The organism is Ochrobactrum sp. XJ1, assembly GCF_024701725.1.
GTDB lineage: Bacteria > Pseudomonadota > Alphaproteobacteria > Rhizobiales > Rhizobiaceae > Brucella > Brucella anthropi.
This window is the reverse complement of the sequence record NZ_VDGD01000003.1, coordinates 76,010-100,630: the sequence shown is the minus strand read 5'-3', so window position 1 is coordinate 100,630 and position 24,621 is coordinate 76,010. Positions and strand designations below refer to the sequence as shown.

Below are 24,621 nucleotides of genomic sequence, written 5' to 3'. Positions count from 1 at the left end.
ATCCCAAAACCGGTTCCCACTTTTGGGAGACATGCTCTAAAACATCTCGCGCTTATATTGAGATGGTGGAAATGCTCTGAAATGAAAAAGCAGGCTATTCGCCTGCTTTTTTTGTCCGTTGCGATTTTGGTTTAGCGGCTGTTTTGCCGGGCTTTTCCGATTTCCTTGCGCTGGCTTTATTTGCTGCATTCGCCAGTTTCGTGGCTTGTAAGATCCAATCTTCGCGCTCCACGCGGCGTGGAAAACCTATACTCCGTTCGATCCAGCGTGATTCGTCATCGTTCCAGCTGGCAATCTGGTCGTAGTGAAACACGCCGATCCCATTGAGTAGCCCCTGAACTGCCCCGCCAACACCCTTGATGACTGTGAGATCATCAGGCTTTCCAAGGCGTGCAGCATCCAGAATCTCTGGACGTCCCGGATCCTGATCCGGCTCTGTATTCACGTCCGGCTTTTCCGTTTGCGAAGGCCAGTTTCCGACGACTTCCGCGTCCGGCACGGCTTTCATTTGAGGCTTCTCTGGTTCGCTCGGCTGGGGCGAAGCCTTGGGTTCTGCAACCTTCTCCGATATTTTGGTCTGCTTCACCGCTTCCGGCTTTTGATCGACAGGCAATGTAGCATGTGCCGCTGCAATGATCGTGCGCTCACGGTCTGGCATCGACGCACCTCTGCGCCGCACGAACCGGCCCAAAAGACAGCCTATAACGAAAGCGATGGCGACAAGAACAGCCAGTTGAACAATCAGCAACGGCATATGGTTTCCTCGTACTCCAAATTACTCAAACCCGACGAACATATTCGCCGTCAATTTTCCCCGCCCCAATTTGCCGCCACTACTTCGGACCGGTCAACCAGCCCACGCCCGCACCGATAAGAACCGCTGCAACGAGAACCGGCCAAAACGATAAGGCTAGATAAAGCATTGTCAGGTCCGCCTTCTGTTCCGGAAACGGAAGATATGATCCGCTATGCCTATTCATAAAGAGAAAGGAAAGGCCCGAACAGGCGGACTGTCAATTCCGAACAGAAAACTAACGGGGGATGAGGATCCAAATCTGCTCAGCCCTCGCCGCGATTTAATCTACGGTTCGCGAATTTCGGCTCGTTCCAATTTCAGGCCAAAGGGCAGCGGCTGGTCCAATTGGGCTTGTATCTTTCGATAGCTGGCATTGTCTGCAGTCTCGCCCTTGATCGAGATATTGAGATCGGACATCTCGATCTCCCCTTTCGTCAGGTCAGAAACGAGTTGCAAAGCAAACTCCACCGAATCAACAAAGTTTGCGGGACTGCCTCGCCCTACAGCCATCTCGTCATCGAGCGGAACGCCAGGAGCCGCGCTTTCGGCCATCGTCATGATACGGTCTCTAACGTCGTTGTCCGGTACTGAACCAGACAGGACAATGCCGTCGGCACTTCTCTTTATCTGTAGCTGGTAGGGTGACACGAGCGGCAGAACACTCGTCAGGTCGGCGATCTCCCGAATACCCCTCACCTTTTCAAGCGCATCCCGCGCAGCGGATTGCATCTCTGGATCGGGCGCTATGCCTTTCAGCGTGACGTCGCGACCATCGACGTCGAAGCCGGTCCATATGAAAGGAGTGAGTGCTTCGCCAGTACGTGTTGCGATGTCCATCTCGACCCGGTCTGCACCAAACCAGAGCGCAAGCGCTGTCAGCGCTGCGGTCCACGTTACACCGGGCCAAAACCATTTGAACATATCGTAGCGTCTCCACGCTGGAAATCATCGGATGTAAAGCGGCGAACACGTCCCGCTTTCTATTCGTAGAAAGACCGAGTTTTCCGCAAAGGCAAGATCACAAACGTAAAAATCGGCAAACAAAAAACCCGGCAGCGATGCTGCCGGGTTCTTTTTGAACAATCCCAGAGGGATTAGAACGAGCGCTGGAAGCGGATCATGCCCTGGAAAGCATCTTCGCCGTCGAGGCTGATGTTTTCGTCATCCCACTTGGTGTAGGAAACTTCCGGGGTGATCGTGAAGCCAGGAACCAGTTCGTAAGCAACGTTTGCGGTTGCTGCGAAGGTCTTGGTGTCGTCGTAAGCGAGCTGCAGGTTGAAGGTAGCCTTTTCGGTTGCCTTGAATGCAGCGCCACCCCAGACAGCCCAGTCGCCGCCCCACGTGCCGTAGAAGCTGGTGATGCCGCGGTAGGTGTAGCCGGTACCATTTTCGACGAAGTATTCGTCGTCGTTGGACTTGTAGCCACCCTGTACCCAAACCGAGAAACGGTCCGTGATGTTAACGTCGCCGCGAACCTTACCGGCCCACTCTTCGTTACGAGCGTCGTAAGCTGCAACAGCTGCGATCGAGCCCCAGCCACCAGCGTACTTCAGACCGCCAACGATGTGCGGCGTGTAGTCGTTCAGCGTTACGTCAACGTCGGAGTCGCCGTTGCCGCCTTCTTCGAGCGACAGGATGGCCGAGAAGCCGTTGCCGCCGGTGAAGGTATAGCTGATCAGGTTGGTGCGGTAGCCGCCAGCGAGGATCACGTCGTCGTTGATGACGTTGCCGAGGTAACCAGGGAAGGTTACGAAGGCCGATTCATCGAGACCAACGCGCAGGCCGCCGAGCTGGATGTAAGCATAACGCAGCGAGCTGTTTTCGCTCGAGCCGTATGCGTCTTCTTCGCCGTCGCCGCCGCCGTTCCAGTTGTAACGCAGTTCGGTGAAGGTCTTCAGAGTGCCGAGTTCGGTTTCCGAAGCGGTCGAGAAGCGGAGCGTTGCACGGGCGTTCTTGCCCCAGGTGTCACGGTCCAGATCGCCAGGCGTACGAGCGTAAACGCGATCACCGCCCGAAGCGTCGTAACGAACATAACCATGGATACGCAGGCAGGTTTCGGTGCCTGGGATGTAGAAGTAGCCGGCGCCGTAAGCATCGCAGACGCGGACATATTCAACGGCTTCTGGCTCTGGCGCGACGATTGCGTCGGCAGCCTGAGCGCCGGAAGCTGCAACCAGAGCTGCAGCGGAGCCAAGGAGAAGGCTCTTGATGTTCATTTCTGACCTCCAGTCAAAGTTAAAAATGGGTCTGGGCATTCTGATTTGGCTGAAGGACAACCTGTCCCCATCCCCTTTTGAAAAAGTCGCCCCGAAGCGCTCCTTCTTCTGGATGTGAAGATACTCGCCCGTTCCTTCGTTTCAACATCGAATACACTCTCCCAACCTTTCTGGTGCTTCTATGAGGGAGGGTTGTTGCAGAAAAGACACGAAATTGCCCATTTCAGGGTGGGCTATTTAGGGTTTATTAACATGAGTGAACGCGAATTAACGGGTCTTAACGCTTGCAAACACGCGATATTTGGCATCGTCGCGGTTTTCAGCCCACGAATCCATGACTTTCCGCGCACCGAGCGGAGAATATGTCAAAGCACCGTCGCGTACTGCCACATTAGCTGATTTGGGTGCGAATCTTTCTCGTTATACAGCTTGATTGAAGCTGCCGATGCCTGGTGAAAGCGGCCGATTCCACGCATATTCCTGATTGCGTATATATAAAGTGCGATAATTCGCAGGAAATTTTACCAGTTGGCGCGCAATTCGCTTGAAATGACAAAGCGTACCGGCTATCTCGCCCTTACCGGAGAGGTGGCCGAGTGGTCGAAGGCGCTCCCCTGCTAAGGGAGTAGACCTCATAAGGGTCTCGTGGGTTCGAATCCCATCCTCTCCGCCAGCTGCCTCAAGCAAATCTCTTCACAACAATCAGATCCAGATTGCCTCGCGATATGCGATTCCGTGCTTTTACGCACCGTTTTCGACGCATGTCGGATCACTTCCGATTTGCTGACTTTTTGAGTTTTGAATCCGCAAACTCCATAACCCGTTGAAAATACATATTTATTGCAGAAGCCTTCGATTCTTGACTGGAGGTCAGAAATGAACATCAAGAGCCTTCTCCTTGGCTCCGCTGCAGCTCTGGTTGCAGCTTCCGGCGCTCAGGCTGCCGACGCAATCGTCGCGCCAGAGCCAGAAGCCGTTGAATATGTCCGCGTCTGCGATGCTTACGGCGCCGGCTACTTCTACATCCCAGGCACCGAAACCTGCCTGCGTATTTCCGGTTACGTTCGTTACGACGTAAAGGGTGGCGATGATGCCTACTCCGGCGTTGAACTGGGTGGCTGGGTGAAGCGTGCACGTTTCGCACTGCGCACGCATACTGCGACTGAAACGGAACTGGGTACTCTTCGTACGTTTACCGAAAACCGCTTTCAGTGGGATGCCGTTCCAGGCAATCTCGGTGACACCGGTTTTGAAGGCTATGGTGCTGATCGTCAGTCGACCACGCTGCAATTCGCTTACATCGAACTGGGCGGCCTTCGCGTAGGTCTCGACGAATCGTCGTTCCATACGTTCACTGGCTATCTTGGCGATGTCATCAACGACGATGTTGTAGCTGCAGGTGCTTATCGTACTGGCAAAATTTCTTACACCTTCACTGGCGGCAACGGCTTCTCGGCAACTGTTGCTCTGGAAGAAGGCGGCGAAGGCTACGTTGTCAACGATTATGTTCCGCACGTTGTTGGTGGCGTGAAGTATGCCGGTGGCTGGGGTGCGATCGCAGCTGTAGTTGCTTATGACTCCGTTATTGAAGAATGGGCGGCTAAAGTTCGCGGTGACGTAAACCTCACCGACCAGTTCTCTGTCTGGGTACAGGCTGGTTATTCCTCGGAAGAGTCTGACGATCAGATGTACGGTCAGTGGGGCGGTGACTGGGCCGTCTGGGGTGGCTTGAAGTACAAGGCCTCTGAAAAGGCTGTCATCAATGTGCAGGCTGCATACGAAGACTGGGGCAAGACCGCAGTTACCGCAAACGTTGCCTATCAGCTGGTTCCGGGCTTCACCATTACGCCTGAAGTCTCTTACACCCGCTGGGACGATGACCATCCTCTGCGTGTTACCAAGGATGCATTCCAGGGCATGCTTCGCTTCCAGCGCTCGTTCTAATAAGAACGACGTTGAAAAAATGCGCCAACGGGAAACCGTTGGCGCTCATCCATTTGAAACACCGCTTACGATTAAGTGACACGATCCTTTCGAACAGGGAATTTCGAAAAGGATCGATAAACGAGGGGAATTCGGGGACGACAGAAAGCTGGGGGCAAACATGGTCTTTTAGAAAGGTCTAATCATGTCTCCGCATAAAGTTAGCTCACTTATCTTGTGCTCCGGGAATTATTTCATTAGTTGTACGTCCTACAAGAAGAAGGGGGGCGTGCAATGAACGTCGTTGGGGAAACGAAGATCGACACGGGCGACAAGTTTGCGCCGATAGTCGACTACAACTTAAAGTATACATCCAGCAAAAGTCCGAACCACCGGCTTGTCGAGCAGTTTTCAGTGGCGGAACTGACGGGGAAATATATCAACATCCTGTGGGATGATGGATCACACAAGTATAATGTGAAGTCGTTTCTAGGCGAGATTGATGAGATTTTGAAGGGCGAACGCTTTTCAGGTTTCGATCAGCAAATGCTTGATTCCGTCATCGGTTCGCTTCGTGAGCGTGGCAACAGCAATGCAACCATCAATAGAAAGATGGCTGCGCTGAGCAAGCTGCTGCGAAAGGCGCACAAAATGGGAGATATCTTCAATCTACCGGAATTCGTCCGGCAGAAGGAGCGTGTAGGACGTATTCGATTCCTTGAATATGAGGAAGAAAAACGCCTGTTCGCCGCGATCAAGTCGCGCTGTGAAGATAGTTATAGGCTTTCTCTTTTCCTTGTCGACACGGGCTGCCGCCTTGGAGAAGCGATCGGTGTCACCTGGAACGATATCCAGGATCAGCGGGTAACGTTCTGGCTCACCAAATCGAATCGCAGCCGCACTGTCCCCCTCACCCGCCGCGCCCGCAAGGCAGCACATATCTCGCATGAGAAGCTCAAAGGCCCCTTCTCCATGCTCAATCAGGTCCGGTTCCGCCAGATCTGGAATGAAGCGAAGATGGAAGTCGGTCTTGGTACGGACGATCAGGTCGTTCCGCATATCCTACGTCATACTTGCGCATCCCGTCTCGTCCGGGGCGGGATCGATATCCGTCGTGTTCAGATGTGGCTGGGGCACCAGACACTCCAGATGACCATGCGTTACGCCCATTTGGCGACACATGATCTCGATTCTTGCGTGAAAGTGCTCGAAGTCCACTAAAGCGCATCCCGAAACAGATAAACCGGTTTCGGACAAGAGCGCATTTGGTTGAATGCTTGGAACGCCGATCTGGTTTAATCAGATCAAGAGGTGTTTTTGATGGCTCCGGTACTGCGAGTTGGGCTTCTGGTTATGAGACACCGACGGTGCGCACGCGCCCCTGAGGCGTGCAGATGTTCGGGTTCTGACCCGGATAGTTTCACTTTGCAGAACCTTATCGATTAACTTGATTGACGGCCTCAAGTCGGATCGTTCGCTCACGTTGTTCAATCGACTAGAATCATTGTGATGGCACTAGTCGGTACAAGTTGCTATGCCTTTCCCAGCGGGACAGGCGTAGGTGGCTAAGATTTTCTCCAGCTCTTCGACTGCCCTCCTCACACGTTGATGGACTGAGAATCGACTGGAAGTCGCCATGGGATCGCCTCGCCTTACACCACTCGTCGCAAGCTTACCTTCTACTGTTCCTTTTACCGGCCCCGAAACGCTGGAGCTACAGCGCGGAAAGCCTTTCAAGGCACGGGTCGGCGCGAATGAAAGCAGTTTTGGACCAGCCCCGTCTGTTCTGGAAGCTATTCAGACCGAGGCGAACGAAATCTGGAAATATGGCGACCCTGAAAATTACGAACTGCGTCAGGTTATAGCTGCGCATCACGGCGTAAAGCCGGAAAACATCATGCCGGGAGCAGGTGTCGATGCCTTGCTCGGGCTGGTAGTCAGGCAATATGTTCAGGAAGGTGACAGGGTCATTAATTCGCTGGGCGGCTATCCAACCTTCAATTACCACGTTGCGGGTTATGGCGGAGAACTGGTCACTGTCCCTTATATCAACGACAAATCGGATCTCGATGGCCTGCTCGATGCCGCACGCAAAGAGAATGCTGCGATTTTATATCTCGCCAATCCGGATAATCCGATGGGAAGCTGGCATGCGGGTTCGGATATTCAATCTTTCATCGAGCGCGTTCCGGAAACCATCATGCTCATTCTGGATGAGGCCTATTGCGAAACAGGGCCTGCGTCCGCCTTCCCGCCTTTTGAAACCGACCGTCCGAACATTTTGCGAATGCGCACTTTCTCCAAGGCCTACGGTCTGGCAGGAATCCGGTGTGGTTATGTTGTCGGCAGCGCCGAAGCCATCAAATCGTTCGACAAGATTCGCGATCATTTTGCAGTGAACCGTCTTGCGCAGGCAGCAGCTATTGCGGCCCTCAAGGATCAGGCATATCTACGCGATGTGGTCGCTAAAATAATTACCGGGCGAGACCGCATTGTAGCAATTGCCGAGGCGAACGGCCTTACAACCGTCCCATCTGCCACGAATTTTGTTGCCGTCGATTGCGGTAAGGATGGAGCATTCGCCACAGCAGTTCTCAACGAGCTAATCGCGCGTGACATCTTCGTGCGCAAACCCGGGGCACCGGTTCTCGACCGCTGTATTCGCGTGAGCGTCGGCATCGATGAGCAGCTCGATCTCTTTGAAGCTGCCCTACCCGCCGCTTTGGAGGATGCGCGCAAACACGCAGATACTCGTGAAACTGCCTGAACGGTGGAGCCATAGATGCAGATTCGATCCGATAGCCAGTATCCCAACATTCTTTTCAGCACGCTTGCCGGACTGTGCGGTGCCCTTGCAATTGCCGCTTATGCGGGAGCCGCCCATGGTGGAGAGAACCATCTGGGCAACATCGCTCCCCTGCTCCTCGGCCATGCGCCCGCATTTCTGGTCCTATCTCTCATTGTACCTTTCAGCCGTACCGCTTATCTGGGCGGCGCATTACTTGTGATCGGTCTCGCCTTATTCTGCGGCGACCTCTTCATGCGTGATATGATAGGCGACCGGCTCTTTCCAATGGCCGCGCCGACAGGTGGATCGTTGATGATACTTGGCTGGCTCGCAGTCGCGGTCGCGGGCTGGTTCTCACGAACCAAATAAGAAGGGGCCAATAGGCCCCTTCTTATTCGAATAGTCCTGATCAGATCAGGAATTGCCTTTCAGGCGTGCATTGCAGAGGCTGTAGTAACCGCCGCCTTTTTGTATCCACTTCAAACCACCCAATGCATTGGCATCTTTCAGCCTATAATACTGCTCGAGGCAGGTGTGCATACGAGCCTTGCCAGCTGATTCATTCGAAAACTTTGCAGAAACTGCCGTTGGGAATTTGACGCCTCTGGGCGCCGCAACCGTTGGGGCAGCTGGTTCACTGGTACCGTCGGTGCTGAAGGCAACTGGATCTGCACCCGGTCCGCATTCAGCCTTGCGGAAATCGTTCCATTTTGCAACATTGTCAACACCAGCGTCTTTTGCCGCCTGATACTTGGCGCTGCACTGCTTCATCGTTAAGCCCTTGGCGCTGTCATCAGCAGCAGTGCTTTTTGCCGTTTTCTTAGCTGGAGAAGCAGGTGCAGGAGCTGCGGCGGCATTTGCACCGCATTGCGCCTTGCGGAAATCGTTCCATTTCATGCCGCCAAGCGTGCCAGCATCTTTGGCAGCTTGATATTTCGCGCTACATTCCTTCATTGTCAGGCCCTTGGCACTGTCGTCTGCGGCAGGGGCGGCTGCACTCTTGGTTGCCTTTTTGGTTGGAGCTGCCGGTGCTGCGGCAGCATCTGCATCATCACCGCATTGCGCCTTGCGGAAATCATTCCACTTCATGTCACCAAGCGTGCCAGCATCTTTGGCAGACTGATATTTTGCGCTACATTCTTTCATCGTCAGCGCATTAGCAGGCGATGAAAAGGCAAATGCAGCAGCACTCATGATGATGGCTGTGCCGGCCATGGCGGTGATGGTTCGAATTGACATCTTGTCACTCCCTATCGAATGCAGCTCTTTCGATCACTCGGCACTTTTACGCCTTGCGATCTTACTAATATAGAGGAACGGTAGATGTCATTGTTGCTCTGACCCGTTCCGTTTATACGCCAACATTGCGCTCCGCAAAGTTGACTGTCAATCATTTGGTCAATATTACCTTCAGCTCCAATACAAATTTTCTAACGGGCTTTCTTTGCTCGTTATGGTCATGCAGGTGCCATGAAGTAAAATTATAGTACTTCCTGCCTCATGTCCGATTTTTATTCGAACAGAGTTAAAATCCGGAGACGATGCAGGTGATAGAGCGGATCATGATCATAGGCGGCGCCGGTTCGGGAAAATCAAGCCTGGCACGTGCGCTCGGCGAGATTACCGGTTTACCGGTCATTCATATCGATACCCTCTACTGGCAGCCGTGCTGGACGATGCGCCCGCGTGACGAGATCAGCCGTCTCACCAACGAAGCAGCAGATCAGGACACATGGATATTCGAAGGCAATCATAGCGAAACTATGATTTATCGTGCATCGCGAGCCGATACGCTCGTTTTTCTCGATATATCGACTGTGCGTCGCCTGTGGCGCGTACTCAAAAGAACCGTAATCCATTACGGACGCTCACGCCCGGATATGGCGGAAGGTTGTGTGGAGCGTTTCGACTGGGACTTCCTGAAATGGGTGGCAGGCTATCGCAAGAACGGTCGCATTCGCGCACTGGCCTTTCTGGAAAGTGCGCCTCAGCATCTCGCCAAGCGTCATTTGCGCAGCCCGCATGACGTCAAACGCTTCCTCGCGCAGATGACGCACGAAATAAATCAAAACAAACAGCCTTCGCAATCGCGATAAATCTACAAACACGACCGTGAAATAACAATCTTTCAAGCCGTGCGAAGCGTCAAAACGGCTGTTATATTTAACCGTCTCCCAAGACTTGACGCCGCGTGCTTTGACCCAACCCTCTGCACAGCGCGAATGCATGACAAGCCGGAATTCAGTCCGGCACCGTAATCTATTTGCCGGATTACCGGCTTCTCGCTGTTCTGGAGTTTCCACGTGGCCGATATCGCTGATAACGCCGCCCCGCTCATCGATGCGTCGAAAGCTGCCGCAATCGACCGTCACCGCCTCTATGAAGATGCGATGGCAATGCTGATCGGCACGTCCTTCATTGCGCTCGGCATTACGCTTTATAGTCAGGCTATGCTGATGACCGGCAGTACTGCTGGTATCGCCCTTCTCATCCAGTATGCAACGGGCACGGAATTCGGATTGCTCTATTTCCTGATCAATCTGCCATTCTATTATTTCGCCCTGCGTCGAATGGGTTGGGCGTTCACTATCAGAACCTTCGTCGCCGTGGCCACGATGTCGGGCTTTGCTCGACTGATGCCCATGAGTGTCGATTTCTCAAGCGTCAATCCGCTCTTCGCAGCACTCATGGGTGGCACCCTGATGGGTATGGGTGTGCTGGCACTTTTCCGGCACCGCTCGGGCGTCGGCGGCGTCAACATATTGGCGCTCTATCTGCAGGACGCTTATGGGATAAGAGCCGGCTGGTTTCAGCTCGGCCTCGATGTCCTTATCATGCTGATCTCGCTGTTCTTTATCCCGTGGGAAAACATGGTTCTTTCCCTGATCGGGGCGATTGCCATGAACCTCATCATCGCAATCAACCACAAACCGGGCCGGTATCTCGGTATAAGTTGAGAAAACAAAAAGCCGCCTTGAAGGCGGCTTTTTTCATAACGACTATCTTGTCAGTCAGTGGGCGGTCATCCACTCACGCGCACCGCGCAGCGCTGCTGCCAGTTCGCCCTTGCTCATCGTCGCTGCCACCTGATTACGCATACGGGCGGCCTTCTCGCTACCGCGGATGGCGGCAATGTTCAGCCACTTGTGGGCTTCCACCACGTCGATCTCGCAATCACGGCCGATGGCAAATTTCATGCCCATTTCCAGAAGAATGCGGTCCTGTGCGACTGCGTTGTGCGTATTCGAGAAGCTCTGAAACTGTGCCATTTTTCTCTGTCCCTGTTAAATCCCGAGAACCGTCCGGTCTTTATTTTCAAAGCCTGATTTCACTGCTTTGAAACTGCCGTCTCTGTCGTTCCGTTCATGCTCTCAAATCTACGGGAAAGGGTTGAAATGCGCGTTAAACCAGATGCTTAACGAGCAACCAACAAAATCCGAACAAGGGGTAAACTTGGGATTTTGTTAAACATGCAAGTGCCGCCGATTGCTGGATTTTTGCAAAAATTCGATTCAAATCCGCACGGTCGAACGAAACCAGTTGCTAACTATAGACAACATTCGAAAGCGGCTGTGTGTGTAAAAAGGGCAGTATTTCAGGTGCCAGGCGAGACACAAATATCCCTCTTCCGCTTCGCCAAAAACTGGTTTACGTTTACGTTTGCGTAAGTTTGACGGATGGTCGAGGAGGCTTCTGTCTCAAACTTCAAAGCGCATCACAGCGGTTTCATCGTTGCGACCGGCAAAGCCGGGACTGGCGGCGATTTGGGAGGAAAGAATGATCCGCACACTTATTCTTGGAATGACGCTAGCAGCCACTTTTGCCGCCCCTGCCCTTGCCGACGAAGGGATCGTCGGCACGTGGAAGCGCCCGAACGGCACGATCATCAGCTATGCGTCCTGCGGCGCCAACAAGTTCTGCGGTACGGTGCAGACCGGCGAGTACAAAGGCAAGTCCATCGGCACGATGTCAGGCACGGGCGGCAGCTACAAGGGCGAGGTCAATAAGCTCGACGAGGGCAAAACCTATACCGGCAAAGCCAGCGTCAAGGGCAACACGCTTTCACTCTCTGGCTGCGTGATGGGCGGCTTGATCTGCAAGAGCGAGAGCCTCACGCGCCAGTAATATCCAGTGGCATCCAGAATAAGAAAGGGCAGCCTCGAAGCTGCCCTTTCTTTTTAGCGTTTGTTCAACGTGCCTTTTGGCCAAAGAGAATTTTCTGGGCTTCCTTGTCCGTCGCCAGATTGGATTTTTCTCGCTCTTCTTTCCCGATAAGCAGACCACGCTGAACCGCAGGACGCGCATTCATTGTCTCATGCCAGCGCTTCAGGTTCGGGAAGTCATCCAGGTTCTGGTCGTAGTTCTTATAGGCATTGATCCAGCCGATCGAAGCCATGTCGGCAATTGAATATTCGCCTGTAATGTATTCCTTGCCTTCAAGCTGCTTGTTCAACACACCATAGAGACGGTTGACCTCGTTGGTATAGCGGTCGATGCCGTACTGAACCTTTTCCGGCGCATAGACACGGAAATGCCCGGCCTGCCCGGACATCGGGCCGAGGCCACCCATCTGCCACATCAGCCATTCGTCAACTGCGACGCGCTTGCGTTCGTCGGTCGGGTAGAACTTACCGAACTTCCGCCCGAGATACTGCAGGATTGCTCCGGACTCGAACACCGAAATCGGCTGGCCGTCCGGTCCTTCCGGATCGATGATGGCGGGCATACGGTTGTTAGGAGCAATCTTCAAAAAGTCCGGCTGAAACTGATCGCCCTTGCCGATATTGACATACTTGACCTCGTAGGGAACGCCCAGCTCTTCCAGCATGATGCTGATCTTGAAGCCGTTCGGTGTCGGCCAATAATACAACTCGATGGGCTTGGTCTGTTCGGCCATGGGCTCTCTCCCGCTGATCCTGACGTTGAGCGGGACATGTTCCCGCGTTCCAATGATGGGAAACATAAGTCCCTTTCGAGCAGGCACAAGAGCCACACGCCGCAATAAACGGAACATCAATATTTTTGAACGCCGCATGAACGACGCTCTCAGGGAGGGTTCAGGCGCAATGGCTAAATTGACGAGGGAGAACAGAAATCAGAACGGCTTTGGGGGCCAACCGGTATGCTTCGGCGTTTAACAATTGTCTGCCTGATGATCGCTGGCTTTGCCGCTGTCGCCAGCATTTTCGTTGACCAGAGGTACAACCTATATCGGGATCAGCCGGTAATCGGACCTGTCTCCGCATTCACCCAGAAGCCTGTCGGAGAGCGGCCATGAAAAGAACCCGGACCATAGCCGCAATCGCCCTTCGGGTTTTCCTTTTCACAGCCATTTTCACCGGTCCGGCAGCGACCTTTGCCTATACACAGATCGGCCAGCATTCCCAGATGAGCGGCGTCGGCCTCGTACTTTATGTAAGCCTGCAGCGCGCCGCATAAACTGGGTCATGTAACGGTCATCGGTTTTGCTATACTAGTGTCCTGATTCTGAAATTTGCATTGAGAATGATATCAAGCGAGATGCAAATTTCAGAATCAAAAGGACACTAGCAGCTTGGTTTCCTAGTGTCGTTTCGATCTCGAAGTTCGCTTACGACTACGATATCGAAACACAGGCGAACTTCGAGATCACGACACTAGGCCATGACACAGCGAATCGAACATCCATTTTTGACCGAGATCAAAACACCTCCCACCGTTGACCCGGAGGTTTTCAACGACGCCGGAGCGGCGGTTGCCGCCCTGCAAAAACTATATGATCGCAATACCGCCTTCCTGCGCGATGCGTTCGAGAAGGTTGCGCGCGGCGAGGTTCCACCACAGCGCTATCGCGCTTATTATCCCGAAATCTGCCTGTCCACGTCCAGCTTCGCGCATGTGGATTCACGACTGGCCTATGGCCATGTCTCGACGCCCGGCGATTATTCCGCAAACATCACACGGCCCGATTTGTTCGACCATTATCTGAACGAGCAGATTCGTCTCCTCATGCGCAATCATGGCGTGACCGTGACGGTGAAAGAATCTTCGACGCCGATCCCGATCCATTTTGCCTTCAAGGAAGGCACCTATGTCGAGGCATCCGTCGCCAACGCCTTCACACATCCCCTGCGTGATCTGTTCGATGTGCCCGATCTGGCGGCAACCGACGACAAGATCGTCAATGCCGACTTTGAGCCTGCACCAGGCGAACCGATGCCGCTTGCGCCATTCACAGCCCAGCGCGTCGATTATTCGCTGCATCGGCTGGCGCACTACACGGCGACAAGCCCGGCGCATTTCCAGAACTTTGTGCTGTTCACCAACTACCAGTTTTATATGGACGAGTTCTGCGCCTATGCCCGCGATCTGATGGCAAAAGGCGGTGGCGGTTATGAACAGTTTGTGGAACCGGGCAATCTGATCACCCGCGCGGGCGAGACCGAGCCAAGCAGTGGCAGCCCTCTGCCCCGCCTGCCCCAGATGCCAGCCTATCACCTGCAGCGGGCCGACCATTCGGGCATCACGATGGTCAATATTGGCGTGGGACCGTCCAACGCCAAGACCATAACCGACCATATTGCGGTGCTTCGCCCCCACGCCTGGTTGATGCTTGGTCACTGTGCTGGCCTGCGCAACAGCCAGCAGCTCGGCGATTATGTTCTGGCGCACGCCTATATGCGCGAAGACCATGTTCTCGATGACGATCTGCCTGTCTGGGTGCCGTTGCCAGCGCTTGCGGAAATTCAGGTTGCGCTGGAAGAGGCCGTTGAGGAAATCACCGGTCTGGAAGGTTATGATTTGAAACAGATCATGCGTACCGGTACGGTCGCGACCATCGACAATCGCAACTGGGAACTGCGCGACCAGCGCGGCCCGGTGCAGCGCCTTTCGCAGGCGCGTGCTGTCGCACTTGATATGGAGTCAGCGACAATTGCGGCCAATGGTTTCCGTTTCCGTGTGCCTTACGGCACCCTGCTCTGTGTTTCCGACAAGCCGCTGCACGGCGAACTGAAACTGCCGGGCATGGCGACCGAATTTTACAAGCGGCAGGTGGCGCAGCATCTGCGCATCGGCATCCGCGCGATGGAAAAAATCGCGGCCATGCCGGATGAGCGGCTGCATTCCCGCAAGCTTCGCAGCTTCTACGAGACGGCTTTTCAGTGACGCTAGGGGAATAGGGTAGTAAGGCAGTAGAGCGATATGTTGGTTAGCAACAGATGATGCTCTTAACATACTGCCTTATTCCCCTACTTCCCAATTGCCTTCACCTCCATCATCGCGCCGTATTCGATAGCTAGAGGCATTTCATGTCGAAAAGCCGTGAAAACCTTTCATTCCTGTTGCTGCTGGCTGCTGTCGCGCTGTCGGTTCCGCTCGTGCTGGGATTTCTTGGAGCGGTGCACCCGGCTCTCGACTCCTTTTCGCATTTTCGAGCTCATCTGTCCGTCCTGCTGGCAGTGCTGACCATTCCCTTGCTTTTCACCAAGATGCGGCGTGAGGCGGCGATGCTGCTACTCTTTGCCGTCATGGCTCTAAGCACGACTGTTGGTGCTGCACGCGATTTCCTGAGCGGCTCCACGGGCGCCCATGCGCAGGAACAAGGCGGCGCACGCTACCGTCTCGTCCAGATCAATTTACGCGAAGACAATCCCGAGCCGAAACGCATTCTCCAGATGATCGCGCGGGAGAAGCCGGACGTCATCACCTATGAGGAAGCAAGCGACCAATGGACCAAGTGGCTCACCATTCTCCAGGGCTCCTATCCCTACCATCTCAATTGTGCTGACGATCCCAACACATGGGGCGTGGGCATCCTTTCGAAGCGGCCTTTCAGCGAAGATGCACAGACGGCCTGTGTCGGCGATGGTTTGCTCGCAATTGCACCGATCAATTTCGGCGGAACGACCGTGCATGTCGCAGCACTGCACTTTTCATGGCCATGGCCGCGCTGGCAGCCTTATCAACTCCGCTACATCGAACCGGAACTGCAGAAGCTGAAAGGTCCTCTGGTCGTCGCCGGTGACTTCAATGCAGCGCCGTGGAGCAATGCCGTTCGCCGCGTCGAACGTGCCTCCGGCACCCGCCATATGACCGGTATTGGCGGCACGTGGATGACGCACCTACTGCCTGTTAAGCTCGCTCCTTACATCGGCCTGCCGATTGATCAGATACTCGTAAGCCCTGAAATCGGAGGGGCGAAGGTTTCAGCTCGCGAAGATGCTGGTTCCGATCATCTGCCAGTGCGGCTCGATTTTTCCGTTCCACCACCCGTTCGGCCAGATGAAGAAGAACCGGAAACGCAGTCCGTCATGCTGCAATAAAAAAAGGCGGTCCCAGACCGCCTTTTTCTCGTGTCATCACGTAAACATTACATGTTCACGTAAACAGGTCCCTCGCCGCCTTGTGGCGGTACCCAGTTGATATTCTGGTTCGGGTCCTTGATGTCGCAAGTCTTGCAGTGCACGCAGTTCTGAGCGTTGATGACAAACCGCACATCCTTTGCCTGCGGATCCGCTGCGGAGTTGCCGTCGGCATCCACCCATTCATAAACACCCGCAGGGCAGTAACGCGTCGACGGACCAGCGAATACGTCGTGTTCGGAAGTCTGCTGCAATTTCATGTCGCGAACCTGAAGATGCACAGGCTCGTTCTCGTCATGGTTCGTGTTCGACAGGAACACCGACGACAGACGATCAAAGGTCAGAACGCCATCCGGCTTCGGATAATCGATCTTCGCGTGTTTTGCAGCCGGCTCAAGCGACTGCGCATCAGTCTTGCCATGCTTCAGCGTCCCGAAGATAGAGAAGCCGAAAAGCTGGTTGGTCCACATATCGAGACCACCGAGCGCCACGCCGGCAATCGTGCCGAACTTCGACCACAGCGGCTTGACGTTGCGCACCCGCTTCAAATCCGTGCCGATCAGGCTTGAACGCCAATTGTTCTCGATCTCGACCGGCTCGTCATTGGCGCGGCCTGCGGTAATTGCCTCGGCGATCTTGTCGGCAGCGAGAATGCCGGAAAGAACCGCATTGTGGCTGCCCTTGATGCGCGGCACGTTGACCAGACCAGCCGAGCAGCCGATGAGCGCTCCACCCGGGAACGACAGCTTTGGCACCGACTGGAAGCCACCTTCGGTAATCGCACGTGCGCCATAGGAAAGACGCTTGCCACCCTCAAAGACATCCTTGATGGCCGGATGCGTCTTGAAACGCTGGAACTCTTCAAACGGCGACAGATACGGGTTCTTGTAGTTGAGATGCAGCACGAAACCGACCGCAACCATATTGTCTTCCAGATGATAAAGGAACGAGCCGCCGCCCGTCTTCATGTCGAGCGGCCAGCCGAAGGAGTGCTGGACCAGACCCGGCTTGTGCTTGGAAGGATCAACCTGCCATAGTTCCTTGAGGCCAATACCGTATTTCGCCGGTTCACGGCCTTCGTCGAGCTTGAACTTGGTGATCAGCTGCTTGGCAAGCGAGCCGCGCGCGCCTTCGCCGACCAGCGTATATTTGCCGAGCAGCGCCATGCCGCGCGTGTAGTTCGGCCCATGCGTTCCGTCGCGCTCGACGCCCATATCGCCAGTGGCGACGCCGATGACCGCGCCCTCGTCATTGTAGAGCACCTCGGTTGCTGCAAAACCCGGATAGATTTCTACGCCAAGTTCTTCGGCTTTGGTGCCGAGCCAGCGGCAGACATTGCCCAGAGACACAATGTAATTGCCATGATTGCTCATCAGAGGCGGCATGGCGAAATTCGGCAGGCGTACTGAACCTGCGGGCCCCAGCACGAGGAAATGATCGGCAGTAACCGGCGTCTTGAAAGGGTGCCCCTCTTCCTCGCGCCAGCCCGGCAGAAGCTGGTCGATACCTACCGGATCAACGACAGCGCCGGAAAGAATATGCGCGCCGACTTCCCCGCCCTTTTCGAGGACGACGACGGACAGCTCTGGATTCGCCTGCTTCAAACGGATTGCCGCAGCAAGGCCCGCAGGGCCTGCGCCGACGATCACAACGTCGAATTCCATGCTCTCGCGTTCGGGAAGCTCCTGGTTTGCATATTCTGGGGCTTCAGACATTCATCCCTCCGTCCGGTGTAACATCGTCTTCTCACTAAGGTAGCCCAGACGACGCATCCAATTGTTTTTGTGCATGATCTAATCGCGAATACCCATGAACCGACTGCCCGTCAGCACTGGCGGTACGAAAAGATCGCCGTTTCCCCGTATTCTGCCTTACCCTGTCGCAGAGTTGGAGACTGCCGCAAATGCGTCCAATTGTCCAAAACAGGCGTCCTACGTCCTCAAATTGATTTACCTTAACGTAAACGTCAAATTCATTCCATTCAAGAAGCCGCGATGAAGATTTGTTTGTGATGGTAGAAGAAGCATGTCCTCGTGTCATGTCAGGACCATGTTCGCACCTTGCCTGGCTATATGCGCATCAAACAGGGTATGAACTGTCACTAACAGGCCAAACGAACCCTAAATCTAAACCGGGCTCTTGCATTCACCTGCAAAATTCGCCACCTCAGAGGTGAGGTAGATAATGGCTGATAATCGCGAACCGCTGGATATTGAAGGTTTGCTCCGCTTCTATGCGGAGGCAGGCATTGACATGCCGCTTTCCGAAACGCCGATAGACCGGTTTGCAGAGCCTCAACGCCCTGCCTCTTCGCAGCCAACCGCGCAGATGCCGAATTCACCTGAGCGCGCCCGGCAGCAACAACCGCGCCCAGCGCCGGCCCCCGCCCCCACCAGCAAGCCTGTGCAAGCCGCAGCCGACCTTCCCGATACGGCGCAGATTGCGCTCGCACGCGAAGCGGCGGCACAGGCTTCAACGCTGGAAGAATTGCGGGAGAAGCTTGCGGCATTCGACGGCTGCAACCTGAAATTCACGGCGAAGAACCTTTGTTTCGCCGATGGTGATCCGTCATCCGACATCATGTTCATCGGTGAAGCGCCCGGACGAGATGAGGATATGGAAGGATTGCCGTTTGTCGGAAAATCCGGACAGCTTCTCAATCGCATGATCGAATCCATCGACCTGAAGCGAGAAAGCGTCTACATCGCCAACACGATCCCGTGGCGTCCGCCCGGCAACCGTACGCCGACACCGCTTGAGACGGAACTTTGTCGGCCATTCATCGAACGACAGATCGAGCTTGCCTCACCAAAAGTTCTGGTTGCCCTGGGCGGTCCTGCGGGCAAGGCCCTCACCGGCGCGACGGAAGGCATCCTGCGCCTGCGCGGCAACTGGAAAATTCATCGTACGCCCAACGGCCTCGAAATTCCCGTCATGCCGACCCTGCATCCCGCATATCTTCTCAGGACACCGGCACAAAAGCGTTTTGCATGGCGCGATTTTCTGGCTGTGAAGCTGAAATTGGCCGAATTGATGAGTTGAAATCTTTTTAGTTCAGTGGCATCGGCAGGCGACGCAGACGGCACTGTCACCAACATGCCGCAAACTAGTTCTATTTCGCCGCTTGCCAAACCGCCTTTCGGCGACAAGTAGCCCTAAATTCAGTTTCCCCATGGGATTTCACTGTGGAGTTTTTCATGGCTGGCCAGCTCCTGCCCATAGCCGCTTTGCTTGCAAGCACCTTTCTGATGCTGCTCGCCGGTGGCCTTGCGGGTATTCTTCTGCCCCTGCGGGGCGGCATGGAAGGCTGGTCGACCACGACCATCGGCTGGATGGGTACGAGCTATTCCCTCGCCTTCACGATCGGCTGCATTGTAGTACCGCATCTGGTGCGGCGCGTTGGGCATGTGCGCGTATTCTCTTCGCTTGCGACGTTGCTTTCGATGGCGCTGCTTTTCCACGCACTGGTCGTCAATCCTGTCGCATGGATGATCTTCCGTGGCGTTGCGGGCTTTTCGCTCGCAGGCAGCTACATGATTATTGAAAGCTGGCTGAACGAGCGCGTAACCAATGAAACGCGCGGTCGCATCTTTTCGATCTATATGATCATCACCATGCTCGGCCTGCTCTGCGGGCAGTACATCCTGCCGTTCGGCGATGCGGGAACGCAGACGCTCTTCATCATTTGTGCCATCATCTATGCAAGCGCACTGCTTCCAACCGCCCTTTCAAGCGCGCAGTCACCCAATCCGCTGACGCAGGTTTCGCTCGATTTGAAGGGACTTTATCGACGGTCACCTGCTGCGGCTGTTGGCTCGCTGATTGCAGGTATCGTTGCAGGTACCTGGAACTTCCTCGCCGCGATTTACGGTGAGATGAATGGCCTCTCCACCTTCGGCATCGCCACAATGCTTGCCTGCGCCATGATCGGTGGCGCTATCTTCCAGTACCCGCTCGGACGGGGATCGGACTTTGTCGATCGTCGCTATGTCATGGTGATCGCCGGTGTCATCGGCTTTGCCTTGTCGATGGTGATGGTGCTGTTCTACCCCACCTCGCCCTATGCGCTTTACGCGATGATGTTTCTGTTCGGTTCGGTGATTTATCCGATCTACAGCCTCAACGTCGCTCACGCCAATGACTACGCAGATGCCAGCGAATTCGTGAAGGTCTCCGGCGGGTTGCTGATTATTTACGGCGTGGGCAGTGTCATCGGGCCTGCCCTTTCCGGCCCGTTGATGGATATGATTGGCGCATCGGGCTTCTTCGTAACCATGGCCATCGCCTACGGCTTATACGGCCTGCATGCCTTCTGGCGTATCCGCCGCTTCGAGCGCCCGGCGATCAGCGACCAGAAGACCGAGTACAAATTCCATACGCCGGACGGCCAGTCCACGCCGGAGACCATGCAGCTCGATCCCCGTGCAGAAGGCACACCCGGTCAAAGCTGAATTCTATTGCGTCTGCGGTGCGTTGACCTTGTGGGGCGCAATCGAAAGCTTGTGCTCGCGGTAAATGATGAAACCGCCTGCCGCCATGACGATGGCGCTACCGGCCAGCATTTCGAAGGTCGGAATATCGCCGAACAGCAGAAAGCCGATGGCTAGTCCCAGCAGCATCGACGTGTATTCGAAGGGAGCAATCGTCGACATCGGCGCATGGCGATAGCACTCGGTCAGAAGAATCTGGCCGACGCCCCCGGCAAAACCAGCACCGACCAGCATGGCAAGCTGCGACCAGTTCGGCACGATCCAGCCAAAAGGAAAGCTCACCAAGGAGATGACGCTCGCGGATATGGAAAAATAGATCACGATGGTCGAGGTGCGTTCCGTCTGCACGAGGCGGCGTACAAGCATCATCGCCACCGCAGACAAGATAGCCGCACCAAGAGCGGCGAACGCACCCATGGCCTCGTCATGCCCCATGCTACCGCCGGAAAACACTGTCAGCCGCGGCCAGATGATAACCATCACGCCACCAAGCCCGATGAGAACCGCGCTCCAGCGATAAAACCGCACAACTTCATGCAGGATGACCGCACCAAGGATGACGGTAATCAGTGGTGAAGCGTAGTTGATCGCGATTGCTTCGGGCAGCGGTAGCTTGGTGAGAGCGAAAAAGCTCATCGACATGGAACAGACACCCACCAGTCCGCGCCAGAAATGGCTGAAACCGTTCTGGGTGCGGAACACGCCAGAAAGCTGCCCGCGCCACCCCAGATAGAGCAATATAGCGAAGATTGCGAAGAACGACCGGAAGAAGATCAACTGTCCGACAGGCACGCCTTCAGCTGCTTTCAGCAAGGTGGACATGGCGACAAAAACAGCAACGGAAGCGATTTTGAGACCGATGCCGAGCATCGGGTTCGTTTCAAGATGGGCAGCCTCGACAGGCGCGCTCGCATGAGCGTTCACAACGCAATTCCTTAAAACATGAAACGCAGGTTCGCCCAAAGTATTCGAGCGCCTGTTTTCTTATTCCTGTTTGTGACACAGCACCAGTAGCACAAGGTTCAAGCTGAAAATTATTTGGCAAAGCGCCTGTCGTTTGTTTTGTCGCATTATCCGACGCATCGAAGCGGGAATGGAAATCAATCCAGTGAACTGATTTCCCCGCGCTGACGCTTCGCAGTTTTGCTGGAAATGCTCCGGCCACAAAAGGCCAGTTGGTTGTTCTGGAATTGAGTTTCCCTTGGCGGCAATTTTAGGTACCAATCTATCATCGTGAGTTCAATGAGAGTTCAGGGAGAGAGTTTCGCTATGCGTACTGAAACCGGCCAGACATTTCGTCTCGAAGATTACCGTCCGACCCCTTACGCCATACCCGAGACGAAACTGGACTTCTCCCTGGAACCGGAAAAAACCATCGTCCGTGCGACCCTCACGATTGAGCGTCGCGATGGCACTGCAGCTGGTACGCCATTGATTCTCGATGGTGACGAACTGAAACTCGTCAGCATCGCCATCGACGGCAAGCAACTCGCCGACAACAGCTATATCGCAACGCCCGATCAGCTCGAAATCAGCGACCTGCCGGAAGGCAAGCGCTTCACGCTTGAAGTCGTGACGGAAATCAATCCAACCACCAACCGCCAGCTATCCGGCCTCTATCGTTCAAGCGGCGTCTATTGCACGCAGTGCGAGGCAGAAGGTTTCCGCCGCATTACCTATTATTATGATCGCCCGGATGTTCTGTCAGTCTATACCGTACGGGTTGACGCCAACGAACAAGCCGCTCCTATTCTTCTGTCCAACGGCAATCCGGTCGAGAGCGGATCGGTCGAAGGCACGCCGGACCGGCATTTCACCATCTGGCATGATCCGCACCCAAAACCATCCTATCTCTTCGCGCTCGTTGCCGGATCGCTCGGCGTCGTGAAGGATCACTTCACCACGAAGTCAGGAAAACCGGTCGATCTGGCGATCTATGTCGAGCATGGCAAGGAAGGCCGCGCCCTCTACGCGATGGATGCATTGAAACGCTCCATGCGCTGGGACGAAGAAAAGTTCAGCCGCGAATATGATCTCGACGTCTTCAACATCGTTGCCGTTTCCGATTTCAACATGGGCGCGATGGAGAACAAGGGGCTCAACGTCTTCAACGACAAATATGTGCTGGCCGACCCTGAAACCGCTACCGACGTTGACTATGCGGGCATCGAGGCGGTCATCGCACATGAATATTTCCATAACTGGACCGGAAACCGCATCACCTGCCGCGACTGGTTCCAGCTCTGCCTCAAGGAAGGCCTGACGGTCTATCGCGATCACGAATTCTCCGCCGATGAGCGCTCGCGCCCGGTTAAGCGCATCGCCGAAGTGAAAATTCTCAAGGCGCAGCAATTCCCCGAAGATGCCGGACCACTCGCTCATCCCGTGCGCCCGCGCGAATATCGCGAGATCAACAATTTCTATACGGCAACCGTCTATGAAAAAGGTTCGGAAGGCGTGCGCATGATCCGCACGATCATTGGGCCTGAGCTGTTCCGCAAGGGTATGGACCTCTATTTCGAGCGCCATGACGGGGAAGCCGCAACTATCGAGGATTTCATCAAGGTCTTCGCCGATGTTTCCGGTCAGGACTTTTCACAGTTCGCGCTCTGGTACGATCAGGCCGGAACGCCGAAGGTGGAAGCTGCTTTCTCCTACGATGCTGCGAAGGAAACCTTCTCGATTGAACTGGCACAGTCGCTGGGGGCAACGCCCGGACAAACAGTCAAGAAGCCGATGCATATCCCGATAGCTTTCGGCCTTATCGGAACTGACGGCGAGGATATGGTTCCAACATCCGTCGAAGGTGGGGACGTGCGCGGCGACGTTATTCATCTGCATCGTCCGTCCGAAACGATCGTCTTTCATGGCATCAAGGAACGCCCTGTTCCGTCGCTGTTGCGCGGGTTCTCTGCTCCCGTAAACCTGTCGGCGCCCCTATCCGACGATGCTCGCGCATTCCTGGCCCTGAACGACAGCGATCCGGTGGCGCGCTGGCAAGCATTGACCGGAATTTTCAACCAGGTTCTGCTCGAAGGCGCCAAGCGTATTCGCGGCGGTCATGCACCGGCGGTTGACGATAAAATCATCGAACTTGCCGGAAACGTTGCTTCCGACGAAACGCTTGATCCAGCCTTCCGCGCGCTCTGCCTCACGCTGCCGAGCGAAAGCGACATCGCGCGCGAAATGGGCAGCAATGTCGATCCGGATGCGATCCTCGCCAGCCGAAACCACTTCGTGGACGCCATTGCCGCCCGTTATGCTGGCGATTTCACCAAGCTCTACGATGCCCTGAAACAGGACGGCGCCTTCTCGCCAGATGCAGGCGCGGCAGGCAAACGTGCCTTGCGGAACGTGCTGCTCGATTATCTGAGCCGTCACGAGAAAAACCAGAAACGGGCCACCAGCCAGTTCGCCAATGCGGATAATATGACCGACCGCTTCGCGGCATTGGCCGTGCTGGTACACCGCTTTGGTGATACGAACGAGGCAAAGGACGCACTGGCAAGTTTCGAACGCCAGTTCGGCAAGGATGGTCTTGTGATGGACAAGTGGTTCAGCGTGCAGGCGAGCCGTCCCGGCGACGAAGCCTTGCAGGCCGTGCGCGATCTTACGAAACACGCCCTCTTCTCGCTCGACAATCCAAACCGCGTCCGCTCGGTGATTGGTTCGTTCTCCGCATCCAATCCAACCGGCTTCAACCGCAAGGATGGTGCAGCCTACGAGTTCTTTGCAGATACGATCCTGTCCATCGATCCGGAAAATCCACAGCTTGCCGCACGGCTTCTGACGGCGCTTCGCTCCTGGCGTTCGCTCGAAGATACACGCCGCGAACATGCAAGGGCAGCGCTGGCGCGTATTTCGGGCGCGGGCAAACTGTCTACCGACCTGCGCGATATCGTGGACCGCACTCTCGCCTGATTCGCGACCTATCCTGATCGACTTGATGATTTGCTCGCTCCGACTGCTTAACCGGCAATCGGAACGAGCCTTTTCATGCTGATGAACGCAGAGGCGGTGGACAGTCAGCTTTCGTGAGTCTTTTCATGCCTTTAGGCGAATCAGA

General features: G+C 55.0%; 21 protein-coding genes and 1 tRNA gene. 14 read left to right on the top strand and 8 right to left on the bottom strand.

The genetic code is table 11. The features are described from left to right. Positions 1-94 precede the first annotated feature (94 nt). The 3 genes from FG152_RS05945 to FG152_RS05935 all read right to left on the bottom strand — a co-directional run bounded on the left by FG152_RS05945 (position 95) and on the right by FG152_RS05935 (position 3,012). Positions 95-754: a helix-hairpin-helix domain-containing protein gene (locus FG152_RS05945; RefSeq protein WP_498985491.1), complete on the bottom strand. Its 660-nt coding sequence runs from the start codon at positions 752-754 to the stop codon at positions 95-97. Between the two features lie 327 nt (positions 755-1,081). Further along, the gene (locus FG152_RS05940) at positions 1,082-1,717 is read right to left on the bottom strand and encodes a BON domain-containing protein (RefSeq protein ID WP_498985489.1); all 636 of its coding nucleotides are present in this window, start codon (positions 1,715-1,717) and stop codon (positions 1,082-1,084) included. A gap of 173 nt (positions 1,718-1,890) precedes the next feature. Then, positions 1,891-3,012 carry a porin gene (locus FG152_RS05935; protein WP_498985487.1) on the bottom strand — a complete coding sequence of 374 codons (1,122 nt, stop codon included), beginning with the start codon at positions 3,010-3,012 and terminating at the stop codon, positions 1,891-1,893. 582 nt (positions 3,013-3,594) lie between these two features. Here FG152_RS05935 and FG152_RS05930 point away from each other — a divergent pair. The 5 genes from FG152_RS05930 to FG152_RS05910 all read left to right on the top strand — a co-directional run bounded on the left by FG152_RS05930 (position 3,595) and on the right by FG152_RS05910 (position 8,092). Continuing rightward, positions 3,595-3,685: transfer RNA gene (locus tag FG152_RS05930), tRNA-Ser, on the top strand. Positions 3,686-3,888: 203 nt separating this feature from the next. After that, complete coding sequence (locus FG152_RS05925; RefSeq protein ID WP_040129537.1) at positions 3,889-4,956, top strand: porin; 1,068 nt, start codon at positions 3,889-3,891, stop codon at positions 4,954-4,956. A gap of 273 nt (positions 4,957-5,229) precedes the next feature. Further along, positions 5,230-6,156 (top strand): tyrosine-type recombinase/integrase, encoded by a 927-nt coding sequence (locus tag FG152_RS05920; protein ID WP_498985485.1) that lies wholly within the window; start codon positions 5,230-5,232, stop codon positions 6,154-6,156. A 415-nt stretch (positions 6,157-6,571) separates the two neighbouring features. Continuing rightward, complete coding sequence (locus tag FG152_RS05915) at positions 6,572-7,702, top strand: pyridoxal phosphate-dependent aminotransferase (RefSeq protein WP_151614454.1); 1,131 nt, start codon at positions 6,572-6,574, stop codon at positions 7,700-7,702. 15 nt (positions 7,703-7,717) lie between these two features. Further along, positions 7,718-8,092, top strand: coding sequence for a DUF423 domain-containing protein (locus FG152_RS05910; protein WP_012092426.1), 375 nt, complete (start codon positions 7,718-7,720; stop codon positions 8,090-8,092). A gap of 45 nt (positions 8,093-8,137) precedes the next feature. Here FG152_RS05910 and FG152_RS05905 read toward each other — a convergent pair whose 3' ends face one another. After that, complete coding sequence (locus tag FG152_RS05905; RefSeq protein ID WP_433761823.1) at positions 8,138-8,962, bottom strand: antifreeze protein; 825 nt, start codon at positions 8,960-8,962, stop codon at positions 8,138-8,140. A 323-nt stretch (positions 8,963-9,285) separates the two neighbouring features. On the opposite strand from FG152_RS05905, the gene FG152_RS05900 reads away from it, so the two are divergent. Together FG152_RS05900 and FG152_RS05895 are read left to right on the top strand one after the other, a co-directional pair. Next, entirely contained in the window at positions 9,286-9,819 is a 534-nt protein-coding gene (locus FG152_RS05900; RefSeq protein ID WP_235691885.1) for a P-loop NTPase family protein, read from the top strand. A gap of 207 nt (positions 9,820-10,026) precedes the next feature. Further along, entirely contained in the window at positions 10,027-10,680 is a 654-nt protein-coding gene (locus FG152_RS05895; protein WP_404576332.1) for a YitT family protein, read from the top strand. A 54-nt stretch (positions 10,681-10,734) separates the two neighbouring features. On the opposite strand, the gene FG152_RS05890 is transcribed toward FG152_RS05895, so the two are convergent. Further along, on the bottom strand, positions 10,735-10,992 hold the full coding sequence (locus tag FG152_RS05890) for a hypothetical protein (protein ID WP_010661614.1): 258 nt from the start codon (positions 10,990-10,992) through the stop codon (positions 10,735-10,737). Between the two features lie 508 nt (positions 10,993-11,500). Between FG152_RS05890 and FG152_RS05885 the strand changes: the two genes are divergently transcribed. Beyond that, positions 11,501-11,848, top strand: coding sequence for a DUF2147 domain-containing protein (locus FG152_RS05885; RefSeq protein WP_010661613.1), 348 nt, complete (start codon positions 11,501-11,503; stop codon positions 11,846-11,848). 64 nt (positions 11,849-11,912) lie between these two features. Here the strand turns inward: FG152_RS05885 and FG152_RS05880 are convergent, their stop codons facing one another. Next, positions 11,913-12,620 carry a glutathione binding-like protein gene (locus FG152_RS05880; RefSeq protein WP_433761819.1) on the bottom strand — a complete coding sequence of 236 codons (708 nt, stop codon included), beginning with the start codon at positions 12,618-12,620 and terminating at the stop codon, positions 11,913-11,915. 377 nt (positions 12,621-12,997) lie between these two features. Here FG152_RS05880 and FG152_RS05875 point away from each other — a divergent pair, with 377 nt between their 5' ends. From FG152_RS05875 to FG152_RS05865, 3 genes are all read left to right on the top strand, one after another. Further along, complete coding sequence (locus FG152_RS05875; protein ID WP_167394052.1) at positions 12,998-13,162, top strand: hypothetical protein; 165 nt, start codon at positions 12,998-13,000, stop codon at positions 13,160-13,162. Positions 13,163-13,366: 204 nt separating this feature from the next. Beyond that, positions 13,367-14,869 carry an AMP nucleosidase gene (locus FG152_RS05870; RefSeq protein ID WP_029925285.1) on the top strand — a complete coding sequence of 501 codons (1,503 nt, stop codon included), beginning with the start codon at positions 13,367-13,369 and terminating at the stop codon, positions 14,867-14,869. A 143-nt stretch (positions 14,870-15,012) separates the two neighbouring features. Beyond that, a complete protein-coding gene (locus FG152_RS05865; RefSeq protein WP_010661610.1) occupies positions 15,013-16,026 on the top strand; it encodes an endonuclease/exonuclease/phosphatase family protein in 1,014 nt (337 codons plus the stop codon). 47 nt (positions 16,027-16,073) lie between these two features. Here FG152_RS05865 and FG152_RS05860 read toward each other — a convergent pair whose 3' ends face one another. Further along, the gene (locus FG152_RS05860; protein WP_040129542.1) at positions 16,074-17,780 is read right to left on the bottom strand and encodes an electron transfer flavoprotein-ubiquinone oxidoreductase; all 1,707 of its coding nucleotides are present in this window, start codon (positions 17,778-17,780) and stop codon (positions 16,074-16,076) included. A gap of 469 nt (positions 17,781-18,249) precedes the next feature. Between FG152_RS05860 and FG152_RS05855 the strand changes: the two genes are divergently transcribed. Continuing rightward, a complete protein-coding gene (locus FG152_RS05855) occupies positions 18,250-19,107 on the top strand; it encodes a uracil-DNA glycosylase (protein ID WP_105528956.1) in 858 nt (285 codons plus the stop codon). 155 nt (positions 19,108-19,262) lie between these two features. After that, positions 19,263-20,516 (top strand): MFS transporter, encoded by a 1,254-nt coding sequence (locus FG152_RS05850; protein WP_498985483.1) that lies wholly within the window; start codon positions 19,263-19,265, stop codon positions 20,514-20,516. Between the two features lie 3 nt (positions 20,517-20,519). Here the strand turns inward: FG152_RS05850 and FG152_RS05845 are convergent, their stop codons facing one another. Next, a complete protein-coding gene (locus tag FG152_RS05845) occupies positions 20,520-21,425 on the bottom strand; it encodes a DMT family transporter (protein ID WP_275982702.1) in 906 nt (301 codons plus the stop codon). 399 nt (positions 21,426-21,824) lie between these two features. Between FG152_RS05845 and pepN the strand changes: the two genes are divergently transcribed. Next, complete coding sequence (gene pepN / locus FG152_RS05840) at positions 21,825-24,476, top strand: aminopeptidase N (protein ID WP_331664403.1); 2,652 nt, start codon at positions 21,825-21,827, stop codon at positions 24,474-24,476. The last annotated feature ends 145 nt before the right edge of the window (positions 24,477-24,621 follow it).

Excerpts from the sequence above, each read along its gene's own strand:
- FG152_RS05915 (WP_151614454.1), top strand. The coding sequence starts at position 6,572 with ATGGGATCGCCTCGCCTTACACCACTCGTCGCAAGCTTACCTTCTACT.
- FG152_RS05860 (WP_040129542.1), bottom strand. The coding sequence starts at position 17,780 with ATGTCTGAAGCCCCAGAATATGCAAACCAGGAGCTTCCCGAACGCGAG.
- FG152_RS05935 (WP_498985487.1), bottom strand. The coding sequence starts at position 3,012 with ATGAACATCAAGAGCCTTCTCCTTGGCTCCGCTGCAGCTCTGGTTGCA.
- FG152_RS05845 (WP_275982702.1), bottom strand. The coding sequence starts at position 21,425 with ATGCTCGGCATCGGTCTCAAAATCGCTTCCGTTGCTGTTTTTGTCGCC.
- FG152_RS05870 (WP_029925285.1), top strand. The coding sequence starts at position 13,367 with ATGACACAGCGAATCGAACATCCATTTTTGACCGAGATCAAAACACCT.
- FG152_RS05910 (WP_012092426.1), top strand. The coding sequence starts at position 7,718 with ATGCAGATTCGATCCGATAGCCAGTATCCCAACATTCTTTTCAGCACG.
- FG152_RS05940 (WP_498985489.1), bottom strand. The coding sequence starts at position 1,717 with ATGTTCAAATGGTTTTGGCCCGGTGTAACGTGGACCGCAGCGCTGACA.
- pepN (WP_331664403.1), top strand. The coding sequence starts at position 21,825 with ATGCGTACTGAAACCGGCCAGACATTTCGTCTCGAAGATTACCGTCCG.
- FG152_RS05880 (WP_433761819.1), bottom strand. The coding sequence starts at position 12,620 with ATGGCCGAACAGACCAAGCCCATCGAGTTGTATTATTGGCCGACACCG.
- FG152_RS05945 (WP_498985491.1), bottom strand. The coding sequence starts at position 754 with ATGCCGTTGCTGATTGTTCAACTGGCTGTTCTTGTCGCCATCGCTTTC.
- FG152_RS05850 (WP_498985483.1), top strand. The coding sequence starts at position 19,263 with ATGGCTGGCCAGCTCCTGCCCATAGCCGCTTTGCTTGCAAGCACCTTT.
- FG152_RS05890 (WP_010661614.1), bottom strand. The coding sequence starts at position 10,992 with ATGGCACAGTTTCAGAGCTTCTCGAATACGCACAACGCAGTCGCACAG.
- FG152_RS05925 (WP_040129537.1), top strand. The coding sequence starts at position 3,889 with ATGAACATCAAGAGCCTTCTCCTTGGCTCCGCTGCAGCTCTGGTTGCA.
- FG152_RS05885 (WP_010661613.1), top strand. The coding sequence starts at position 11,501 with ATGATCCGCACACTTATTCTTGGAATGACGCTAGCAGCCACTTTTGCC.
- FG152_RS05900 (WP_235691885.1), top strand. The coding sequence starts at position 9,286 with ATGATCATAGGCGGCGCCGGTTCGGGAAAATCAAGCCTGGCACGTGCG.
- FG152_RS05865 (WP_010661610.1), top strand. The coding sequence starts at position 15,013 with ATGTCGAAAAGCCGTGAAAACCTTTCATTCCTGTTGCTGCTGGCTGCT.
- FG152_RS05920 (WP_498985485.1), top strand. The coding sequence starts at position 5,230 with ATGAACGTCGTTGGGGAAACGAAGATCGACACGGGCGACAAGTTTGCG.
- FG152_RS05875 (WP_167394052.1), top strand. The coding sequence starts at position 12,998 with ATGAAAAGAACCCGGACCATAGCCGCAATCGCCCTTCGGGTTTTCCTT.
- FG152_RS05855 (WP_105528956.1), top strand. The coding sequence starts at position 18,250 with ATGGCTGATAATCGCGAACCGCTGGATATTGAAGGTTTGCTCCGCTTC.
- FG152_RS05905 (WP_433761823.1), bottom strand. The coding sequence starts at position 8,962 with ATGTCAATTCGAACCATCACCGCCATGGCCGGCACAGCCATCATCATG.